Raw genomic sequence first — 9,358 nt, 5'->3', positions numbered from 1 at the left:
TTCATCACGTCAGCCAGCTTCATCGCCTACGCCCCGGACTACGTGAGCAAAATCAACGAGTTCAGTAGCGACATCAGCACCAGCGCACTCAACACTGGCTCCAAGATGATTATGGGGACTGATACAGCCACCGATAAATCAGGCGTCGACGCGATCCGTGACACGCTGTTTGAAATTCAGGTGAAACAGCCGTGGACACTTTTGCAATTCGGTGACAGCGACGCTGATAACGTTGGCAAAGACCGTGTGAACACGTTGATGAAGACCGATCCGTTTGGCGACAAGGGTAAAACCCGCACCGACGTGGTGAAAGCTGAAATTGAAGACAATGACAACGAGAACCTCTCGCCGACCATGACCATCAATCGGCTGGGCACCACAACCTTTGTTGTCCTGTTCAACATTGCGATCACCTTGTTTGTCTTCTTCCTGACGGCAATGATGCTGTTCAGCCAGATCCTCTTTATCATCTACGCGACGTTCCTGCCGGTGTCATTCTTGCTCGCGATGCTACCGTCATTTAACGGCCTGATGAAGCAAAACATCATGAAGCTGTTTAACACAATCATGACGCGGGTTGGCGTGACGCTGGTGATCACGATGGCGTTCTCGCTATCGGCAATGGTCTATGGGTTGTCAGCTACCTCGCCGTTCTTCCTCGTGGCCTTCCTGCAAGTCACTATCTTCGCCGGTATCTGGATGAAGCTCGGCGACTTGATGGGCATGATGCAGCTCCACAGCTCTGATGCCCAGCAAGGCGCACAACGTTTCTCGCGCCGTGGGAACCGAATGCTTCGGCAGTTCGTTGGTAGTGCAATGGGTGGCGCTATGGCAGGGCGCTTCCTGTCACGGGGCTATGGTAAAGGGCACGGAATTCCGCAAACACCACAGCTCCCCGCTGGTTCGCAACGCGAGCAAACTGCGGATGCTGCCAAGCCGCAACAAGCTAAGAAGCCACGCAGCCAACGACTGGGTGAGAAACTTGCGGATGTATCTGATGTTGGTAACAAGCTCAAAGATAAGACCAAACGTGGCCTTGATCAAGTGAAGGACGCCCCAACCAACGTTTTGTACGGCTTGCATCGTGGAAAGCAGCTGACTAAGGACGCCGCCGAAACTGCGAAGGATAGCTTCAAGGGTCGGCGTGAGGCCAATCAGCAGGAACGTGACAAGCAGCTTGACCAACGGCGTAAGCAAATGCAAGAACGCAAGCTCGCAATCAAGCCGAAAGCTGATCCTGCAAAGCCAAAACCAACGGCTACCAAGCTACCGGTTGAGCCAACTCGTAAGCCGACAACTGCCACACCTACCAAACCAAAGCCCGAACAAACTGATACCAGTGGGCAACCTAAGCGCGCTGCCACGAAGCCAACTTCAACTCGTCCCCCGCGTCCAGTCACGAAACCGCAAGCAGAACCTACCATCACACCGCACCAAGAACCAGCCCCTCCAACAGAGAAACAGAAGAAGCCACTGACCCTCGTTTCCGAAAAACCAGCTAAGCCACGCAACCCAAAGCCACAGCGGATCAAAAAGGCTAAGGGGTTTAAGAAACGATGAAGCTCTGGCGCTGGTTAGCTCTTGCCGCACTCCCGATACTGTTGATCGGCGGTCTGTTTTTTGCGGTCATTGCCTCTGATGATGACGAAGATCAGCCTGACTCTGCGATCACAGCAGACGCAATGAACTTATCCGCTGAAGTCTACAAGCACAAGCTGACGGTCGAAAAGTATTGCAAGGAGTTTGGCATTTCAGACCAAGTGATGGTGATACTCGCCATCATGCAGGTTGAATCTGGCGGTAAGAGCGGCGACGTGATGCAGGCTAGCGAATCACTGGGGCTACCGGTCAATACGTTAGATACAGAAGCGTCCATTAAGCAAGGCGTGAAGTATTTCGCGTCACTGCTGAAAAGTATGAAAGCTGCCGGAGTGGATCTCAACACTGCGATTCAAAGCTACAACTACGGTGGCGGCTTTATTGACTACGTTGCTAAGCACGGCAAAAAGTACACGCTGGAGCTGGCAACGGCTTTTGCTAAAGAAAAGTCTGGTGGCAAGAAAGTCACCTACACCAACGCGGTTGCTAAAGAGGGTTGGCGCTATGCCTATGGGAACATGTACTACGTGTCGGTCATCTCGCAATACCTTGTCACCGGTGGCGCGAAGTTCGACGACAAAACGGTGCAAGCCATTATGGATGAAGCGCTCAAATATCAAGGCACTCGTTATGTGTTCGGCGGCTCAACGCCAACAACGGGCTTTGACTGTTCCGGGCTGACCAGTTGGTGCTACGGCAGAGCTGGAATCAAACTCCCCCGCACTGCTCAAGCACAATACGATGCCACGGCACACTTGAAAATCAGTGACGCCAAGCCCGGTGACCTCGTGTTCTTCCACTCGACCTATGATACTGCCGACTATGTGACCCACGTTGGGATCTATGTCGGCGGCATGAAGATGTACAACGCAGGCGACCCGCTGGGCTATGCCGACTTGAACTCAAGCTATTGGCAAGCCCACCTGATCGGCGCCGGGCGTGTGAAGAGGTAGGTGAAGCCAATGGATCAAAATGGAATCAGTTATTTTGACTGGATGGATCTCATCACCAACACCTATGACGATGCACTACAAAAAGCGCATGTCGATCTCAAATTCGGTGACAACCGTGCATTACGCAATAAGGAACTAGACTTTGCGTCAGGCGAATGGGAACGAATCAAGTTCTTCAAACAACGCCTACCCAATACTGACGACCTGTGCCACGTTCTCGACCGCTTCGTTGACCGAATGCCGGAAATGGAATACGGGCACCGACGCGAGTATCGCCTAGCCGTTGCGCATGAAGTGGCCGTTGATGGATGGCTTAAGGGCAAAGTGTTCGCCCCAGAAGACCGCAAGTATATCCTCGACCGCGAACGCTACTTGGCCGAAGAATATTTCAACAACGACCGTGAACTCGGTCAGTATATCGAAACCGACTATGAGGGCTACAAGCGAATCTCGCTGCAACGCCTGTTCGTGCGCTTTCTCGATATTTACGATGACTTTTACCGCTGCTACGAAATTAGAAAGGACAAGGTGAACGAACCTTGAGTAAAGACAAAACCCAAAAGAACGGCTGGTTCAAGAAGGAACCCGCCGACCCAAAGCCACCCAAAACTAAACACCACGGATTGCGCCGTCCGGTCACGCTGATTTGCTGGGCAGTACTGATTGGTAGCACCAGCTTCGGCGTTTACAAGAACATGACCGCCATCGACACCCACACTGTCCATGAAGTCCAAGTAATCAAGACCAAGGTGATCGACACGCACGCCTTGGCAACCTTCACCACCGACTTCGCCAAAATCTACTACTCGTGGCAACCTAACCACGAAGCGCTCGACCAACGTCAGAAAGCCTTGCAGCCCTATCTTGTAGAGCAACTGCAATCACTGAACACCGACACCGTACGGAGTGATATTCCGACCACGGCCACAGTTAGTGAGGTCAAGGTCTGGGACGTGAGCAAGACAGCCAAAGACACGTTCCGCGTACTATTTACGGTGAACCAAGACCTTACCAAAGGCAAAGACAGGAAATCTGTGACCAGCACTTACACCATTAACGTCATGCAAGATAGCAACGGCGATATGGTGCTCACCAAGAACCCAACCATCGCGGCCGAACCGGCAACAGCTCGGCTCAAACTACCAGACACCCAATCCGATAACACGGTAGTCAGCAGCACCGCAAATGACGTAACCAAGTTTCTCAAGACGTTCTTCGGTTTGTACCCGCAAAGTGATCGCAACGAACTCAAATATTACGTCAATGGCGGGACGCGACCAATCGAACGCAACCTCAAGTTTGTGGAACTGCTCGACCCAGTCTTTAAGCAGACTAAACGCGGCCTGACCGTCACCTTATCTGTGAAGTATCTCGACACTGACAACGACATGAACCAAGTATCGCAATACACCCTGACCCTTTCCAAGCAGAGCAATAACTGGATCATCACTGACGGCATCTAAAAAAATACCCGGCACGACCTTCACCGTAGAAAATGCGCATGGGTCGTGCTGGGTATTGTCGTTATCTCCTATATTGCATAATAAAGGTAACCACTCAGGCAACGTGAAAAAAGTCTGTTGGTAAGTTGGTATACCAAATACCCTTAACAACAATGCCTCCGAAAGGAACACGAAGGCGTTCTTCAATTTTCAAGCCAAGTGCAACGATGATAATGAATGCTTGATAGTGGTCTAGGCTGTTAGGCCATGCGTCGGTAGTAATCGCATGGGCGAAGATAGTGCAGAATACGTCTGGGACGATGGTTCAGTGCGGACTGGATTGCCTGGATCTCAACCAGCGTAACGTCCCTGAGAGACTTTCCCTTCGGGAAATACTCCCTGAGTAGTCCGTTGGTGTTCTCGTTAGTGCCGCGCTCCCAAGGAGAGTATGGATGAGCAAAATAGATCTGGGTTCCAACAATCTCCGACAGCTTGGCAAACTCAGACCCGTTGTCAAAGGTGATACTATCAAACTCCTTGGCACCAAAGTCGTCATCGTGTCCTGCAAGGCTTTAAGGCAGGTGCCCACATGATAGTCAGGAATCTTGACGATGATTTCAGTCCGGCTGTATCGTTCCGTGAGCGTCATTAATGCTGGCTCATCAGCTGAGCGAATACCTTTGACCCGGTCGCCTTCCCAATGCCCCACGCCTGTGCGGTCATTCACAGCCGCAGGACGCAGCTGATTGAGTCGCCGTATATCTTCTTATTCTTGCGCTTGTGGGCGTTCTTATAGCCTTTGACGCGGCGTCGGAGCTTCTTGGGCAACGCCATTTTGTCTAGCTCAAGCAGCCCAACATCGATGTAGCGATACACAGTTGTCGTTGAAGCGAAAGACTTGCCCTGGTCGCGATAGAAGTGTACAAAGCTATCACCGCTGTGTACGCGAGGCTTACGAGTAAGCTCCTTAGCGAGAGCCTTGAAGAACGCACGCCTGGTCTTAAGGAAGGCGTAGTGACCGGTCCTATCGCGTTTACAGTCGTGTATGGCTTGGGCAGTTTCCGCAAGATAAACTTTATGCGAGTGACGCTTCGAGTCAAGCTGAGTTACAGAGCCACGCGTGATTTCTCGTGAGATTGTCGCTTTACTGCGATGAAGCTTCTGTGCAATCACGGTCACGGTGTCACCAGCAGCCCGAAGGGCCTGAATTGTAGCACAATCGTTAAAACTCTGTTGTTTGTAATACTTGTGGGTGTTAGTCTGAGAGTGGATCACGAAGATTCCTGCTTTCTTGTTTAGCTAGCATTAACAAGAATAGGTCTTCATGGCCTTTGGGGTCTAGTCGTCAGGGTGTTAATTGTAAACTGGGGAACATGAGGGCGTTCGTTATTGGCCGCAAGAATTGGCTATTTGCGACTAGCCCTAAGGGCGCCGAAGCAAACGCAATTTGGATGACGATTGTGGAGACGGCCAAGGCCAATGGCTTGGATCCAGGAAGATACATCGAAGACCTACTTGAATGGATACCGCAGCTCCCCGCCTTCGTAAGGCCGGGACAGCTTAAGGGCTATTTGCCGTGGAATATTGAAACAGAGTCTTCAAGAACCATAAGTGCGTAAACGACAATGCGGCCCGTCCTCCACGAACTGGAGAGCGGACCGCATTTTGCGTCTGATTCAAGACGGTCGGTTATTAGGTGCTTACAAAGAGCCAGCCCATGGCTGACCCTTATGGTTTATACAGACATAATAGAATGAATAGAATGAAGCTAACTCTCTATTTGTTTAAAGCGCCTTTTTAAAGTTGTTTCGCTTATTCCAGTTATTTTTCGGATCCTCGCATAAGAAAGATTATCTTCCCGAAGCCTAAAGGCTTTTCGAATATCATCCTCAGAATATGTATTTGGACGTCCCTCTTTAAACTGAGGATTGTGAGCTCTTGCATATTGTTTTCCTTCTAGAGTTCTTGAAACGATCATATCTCTCTCAAATTGTGCAAAAGCTGAGAATACTGTAAACACAAGTCTACCTGTGGGAGTGTTGTCGATGGTGCCTAAGTTTAGAATCATTACCGAAATATTCTTGTCAAACAATCTCTGAATCACTTCTAATGCTTCTTTGGTGTTACGTGCAAATCTGTCAAGTTTTGTGACGATTAATTTATCACCAGGTTGCATCGAGCGAATCATTTCTTTAAAAGCAGGTCTTACCATAGTAGTTCCCGTGTACTTCTCTGAATAAATTTTTATTGCTCCTGCCTGTTTTAACGTTTGTATTTGGACACGTAAATTCTGTCCGTCAGTGCTTACGCGTGCATATCCATAAATCATAAAGACACCTCAATCAATAAAAAAAGCAGTCCGCAATTTTAAGTTATAGTATGAATTCTTGTGAGTAAGGAATGAGGTTAATAATACCATGACCAACTGTGTTTTTCTAAGAAACTATTTGTTTTAGAGGTCTATACTTCTTTATAACTCTGTGATAAACTTGTCTTGTTAGTGAATGGTAGCAGTCTGCAACTTAAAAGTTATGGACGATTTCATAAGGAGGAATATCTATGTCACAAACTGGAAACTTAGGACGATCCGCGGCTTTTGTTGGTGCCGCGACTTTACCTGTAACTGGTGAACACATTTTTACTTTTTTGCCGATAATTGGGATTGTTTTGATTTTAGCCATTGCACTTTTTAGTTGCTACAACTTTTTCCTTAGAAAATGGTATAACGTTAAATGAGCGATTCAAGCCTTCAAGCGTATATTCATGGTTTGAACATTTTTATTCTATGTATGAGTGCATTGGGCTTATTAAGGATGTTCATTACTTTTTGGTTTGCAAATGTGTATGATTATAGATTTATCAAGCACAGATATGCTCACCACAGGAGGATAAAGCGCTTTAATCCGTCAATAACAGTCATCGTCCCTGCATTTAATGAGGAAAAGGCAATAATCCAAACATTGGCCTCAATTTGTAAAAATACTTACGAAAAAAGCAAAATTGTAGTAGTTGACGATGGTTCGTCTGATAACACTGCTGTTTTAGTCAAAAAGTTTATCGAAGCTCATCCTGATAATGACATTAAACTGATTCAGCAATCAAACTCAGGAAAATCAGTAGCAATTAACAATGCCCTATTTAATTGTGATGATTCTGTCTTAACAATGGTTCTTGATGCAGACTCTCTCTTAAAAGAAGATGCTATAGAAAGAATGGTCAAATGGTTTTGGAATCCAAACATAGTCGCACTTGCTATGAATGTGAAGATGTTAAACTTACCAACTTTTATTGGAGCATGCCAGCGTTTTGAATTCATAAGTGCATACAGAGGCAAATGTGCTGAGCATGTTTTAAAAACGCTTTACATCATAGGAGGTATTGGGTCCACTTTTAGAACGGATATGCTTAGAAATATTGGTGGATATGACACCAATACTCCCACTGAAGACATTGACCTGACTTTAAAACTGCTCTCTAGGTATGGGAATAAGGATAACATTATAGGATATGCCAATGATGCAGTAGCTTATACCCAACCAGTGAAAAAGTTTAAGTCTCTGATCAAACAGAGATATCGATGGAAGTATGGTCGCTTCATAGCATTTGTAAAATATCATAATCTTTTTTTAATATGGACAAGAAATTTAGTAAGATGTTAACTTTTTTCCAGTTACCGCTTGCAGTATTTCAGGAACTTTTTATGCTTATAGAGCCTTTTGTGTATTTGTATTTACTATTTATTACGATTTATTTCCAAGATTTAGGAATGTTTGTTGCGATGGTATCATACGTGTTTGTAGTTATTGCATTATCAGTGACCGCTTCGCGAGAGCCGTTAAAATCGAAACTGCTGCTTCTGTGCACAGCTCCATTCAATTTTTTTCTTTCTTACATTTTGACAATTGTTGAATATGTTTCATTAATTAATTCTGTAATTCACTTGCGTTCTATAGTTGACTACAATAGCAACCATGCAAATTGGAGTCATGTAGAACGCTTGTGAAAAATACACGTGTGTTTCTCTCAAACGATACCTAGTCGGTACTGAACTAGACTGCTAATTTTGGTTTTTCAGTGATGACTTTATAGTTGACTTGATACATTCTGCCGGATCGTTGGGCAATGATAGAAATTGGTATAGAAAAAATTATCAGAAGCAGCACGAGGTTAGCCAACACAATAGCCGAATCGACTTCGACTACGAGAGATTCAGCGGTTCTGGTGTTCACTAAATCAAGCCCAAGTGAGCCATTCAAGAAGGCAAACTTACGTTCAATTACACCTCGTCTATTCTCTGCATCAGTATCATTTTCACGTTGCTTAGCATCCACGTGCCTCGGTCTACGACCTAGCTTCGGCCCACTTAGTTTGATGCCCCGCTCTTTGTAAGCATCTAATAACCGACCGTCTTGAATCAGACACAAATGCGGTCCCATTCTCCAGTTCGTAGAGGACGGGCTGCATTGTCGTTTACGCACTTATGGTTCTTGAAGACTCTGTTTCAATATTCCATGGTAAATAGCCCTCAAGCTGTTCCGGCTTCACGAAGGTGGGCAGCTGCGGTATCCATTCAAGTAGGTCTTCGATATATCTTCTTGGATCCAGGTCACTGCCCTTGGCCGTCTCCACAATCGTCATCCAAATTGTGTTTGCTTCGGTGCCCTTAGGTCTAGACGCGAATAGCCAATTCTTGCGGCCAGTAACGAACGCCTTCATGTTCCCTTCGGAGGCATTGTTGCTGAGATCGATCTCGCCGTAATCCAACACACGATTGAGCAGCTGACGCTGATTGATCGCGTAGGTCAAGGTCACGCCTAACCGTGATTTCGACGCCGGATTGGCTCCCCAGACTTAACCTTGAAGCGATGGCAATCGATATGGCACACCAACTCGGGGTACCGAATCCACGCATGTACAAGTGTGAAGCTAAGCACTGCTGGACGTCATTCCCACGCCATCCTAAACAACAACACGGTGGTTTTCACAAGCAGGTCAAGGCCCAACTCCAATACGTTCGCCGAGACTTGCGCTATATCAATGAATTCATTGACCTTGGCGTTACCTTACCGAGTGATCAGGCAATTCGGCTTGGAGTGATCCGAATCTTGTTTGACCAACAATGGTACATGTATACTCATAAGACTCACCACGTTGAAGAGCGCATCGTCAATCTCCAGCAACCGTATATTCGGCCAACTCAACGAGGCAAGGCGAACGCCAAAGTCGAATTTGGGGTGAAGATCGACTGTTCTTTGAGTGAAGGTGTGATTGACATCAAGCGTTTCGATTTCAACGCCCTTTTCGAAGGCCCTCAATTTTCAAGTCAAGTGCAACGATGATAACGAATCCTTGATAGTGGTCTAG

Annotated in this window: 9 protein-coding genes and 4 pseudogenes; 8 read left to right on the top strand and 5 right to left on the bottom strand. The window is 47.0% G+C overall.

Going from position 1 to position 9,358, the window contains the following annotated elements; translation table 11 throughout:
• From FC75_RS12825 to FC75_RS10470, 4 genes are all read left to right on the top strand, one after another.
• On the top strand, positions 1-1,560 hold a 1,560-nt coding region (locus FC75_RS12825; RefSeq protein WP_056989856.1), incomplete at its 5' end, for a CD3337/EF1877 family mobilome membrane protein.
• Positions 1,557-2,552, top strand: coding sequence for a bifunctional lytic transglycosylase/C40 family peptidase (locus FC75_RS10480; RefSeq protein WP_056989855.1), 996 nt, complete (start codon positions 1,557-1,559; stop codon positions 2,550-2,552). The genes FC75_RS12825 and FC75_RS10480, both read left to right, overlap by 4 nt.
• Positions 2,553-2,561: 9 nt before the next feature.
• Positions 2,562-3,095, top strand: coding sequence for a hypothetical protein (locus FC75_RS10475; protein ID WP_054665856.1), 534 nt, complete (start codon positions 2,562-2,564; stop codon positions 3,093-3,095).
• Positions 3,092-4,015: a conjugal transfer protein gene (locus FC75_RS10470; protein ID WP_056989854.1), complete on the top strand. Its 924-nt coding sequence runs from the start codon at positions 3,092-3,094 to the stop codon at positions 4,013-4,015. Before FC75_RS10475 ends, FC75_RS10470 begins: the two co-directional genes overlap by 4 nt.
• A gap of 239 nt (positions 4,016-4,254) precedes the next feature.
• Here the strand turns inward: FC75_RS10470 and FC75_RS10465 are convergent.
• Positions 4,255-5,269: pseudogene (locus FC75_RS10465) on the bottom strand (IS30 family transposase).
• 98 nt (positions 5,270-5,367) lie between these two features.
• Here FC75_RS10465 and FC75_RS10460 point away from each other — a divergent pair.
• Positions 5,368-5,613 (top strand): transposase domain-containing protein, encoded by a 246-nt coding sequence (locus FC75_RS10460; protein ID WP_082397845.1) that lies wholly within the window; start codon positions 5,368-5,370, stop codon positions 5,611-5,613.
• A gap of 149 nt (positions 5,614-5,762) precedes the next feature.
• Here the strand turns inward: FC75_RS10460 and FC75_RS10455 are convergent, their stop codons facing one another.
• Both FC75_RS10455 and FC75_RS13045 read right to left on the bottom strand, forming a co-directional pair.
• Positions 5,763-6,323 carry a recombinase family protein gene (locus FC75_RS10455; RefSeq protein ID WP_054665845.1) on the bottom strand — a complete coding sequence of 187 codons (561 nt, stop codon included), beginning with the start codon at positions 6,321-6,323 and terminating at the stop codon, positions 5,763-5,765.
• A 193-nt stretch (positions 6,324-6,516) separates the two neighbouring features.
• Positions 6,517-6,675 (bottom strand): hypothetical protein, encoded by a 159-nt coding sequence (locus tag FC75_RS13045; protein WP_235808740.1) that lies wholly within the window; start codon positions 6,673-6,675, stop codon positions 6,517-6,519.
• On the opposite strand from FC75_RS13045, the gene FC75_RS13250 reads away from it, so the two are divergent.
• Together FC75_RS13250 and FC75_RS10450 are read left to right on the top strand one after the other, a co-directional pair.
• Entirely contained in the window at positions 6,641-6,730 is a 90-nt protein-coding gene (locus FC75_RS13250; RefSeq protein WP_420843324.1) for a hypothetical protein, read from the top strand. The genes FC75_RS13045 and FC75_RS13250 overlap by 35 nt on opposite strands.
• On the top strand, positions 6,727-7,653 hold the full coding sequence (locus tag FC75_RS10450) for a glycosyltransferase family 2 protein (RefSeq protein ID WP_082623147.1): 927 nt from the start codon (positions 6,727-6,729) through the stop codon (positions 7,651-7,653). The genes FC75_RS13250 and FC75_RS10450 overlap by 4 nt, the downstream gene beginning before the upstream one ends.
• 390 nt (positions 7,654-8,043) lie before the next feature.
• Here the strand turns inward: FC75_RS10450 and FC75_RS10445 are convergent.
• Both FC75_RS10445 and FC75_RS13200 read right to left on the bottom strand, forming a co-directional pair.
• Positions 8,044-8,379: pseudogene (locus tag FC75_RS10445) on the bottom strand (transposase); the annotation flags it as partial.
• An 85-nt stretch (positions 8,380-8,464) separates the two neighbouring features.
• Positions 8,465-8,815, bottom strand: a pseudogene (locus tag FC75_RS13200) (IS66 family transposase); the annotation flags it as partial.
• Between the two features lie 26 nt (positions 8,816-8,841).
• Between FC75_RS13200 and FC75_RS10435 the strand changes: the two are divergent.
• Positions 8,842-9,315, top strand: a pseudogene (locus tag FC75_RS10435) (IS5/IS1182 family transposase); the annotation flags it as partial.
• Positions 9,316-9,358: the final 43 nt, after the last annotated feature.

The organism is Lacticaseibacillus camelliae DSM 22697 = JCM 13995 (genome assembly GCF_001436615.1).
GTDB lineage: Bacteria > Bacillota > Bacilli > Lactobacillales > Lactobacillaceae > Lacticaseibacillus > Lacticaseibacillus camelliae.
The sequence above is the reverse complement of the archived record's forward strand: the minus strand, read 5'-3'. Positions and strand labels throughout refer to the sequence as shown.

What these genes read in the sequence shown, in the direction of transcription:
- FC75_RS10480 (WP_056989855.1), top strand. Translation starts at nt 1,557, where the DNA reads ATGAAGCTCTGGCGCTGGTTAGCTCTTGCCGCACTCCCGATACTGTTG.
- FC75_RS10475 (WP_054665856.1), top strand. Translation starts at nt 2,562, where the DNA reads ATGGATCAAAATGGAATCAGTTATTTTGACTGGATGGATCTCATCACC.
- FC75_RS10460 (WP_082397845.1), top strand. Translation starts at nt 5,368, where the DNA reads ATGAGGGCGTTCGTTATTGGCCGCAAGAATTGGCTATTTGCGACTAGC.
- FC75_RS10455 (WP_054665845.1), bottom strand. Translation starts at nt 6,323, where the DNA reads ATGATTTATGGATATGCACGCGTAAGCACTGACGGACAGAATTTACGT.
- FC75_RS13045 (WP_235808740.1), bottom strand. Translation starts at nt 6,675, where the DNA reads ATGGCTAAAATCAAAACAATCCCAATTATCGGCAAAAAAGTAAAAATG.
- FC75_RS10450 (WP_082623147.1), top strand. Translation starts at nt 6,727, where the DNA reads ATGAGCGATTCAAGCCTTCAAGCGTATATTCATGGTTTGAACATTTTT.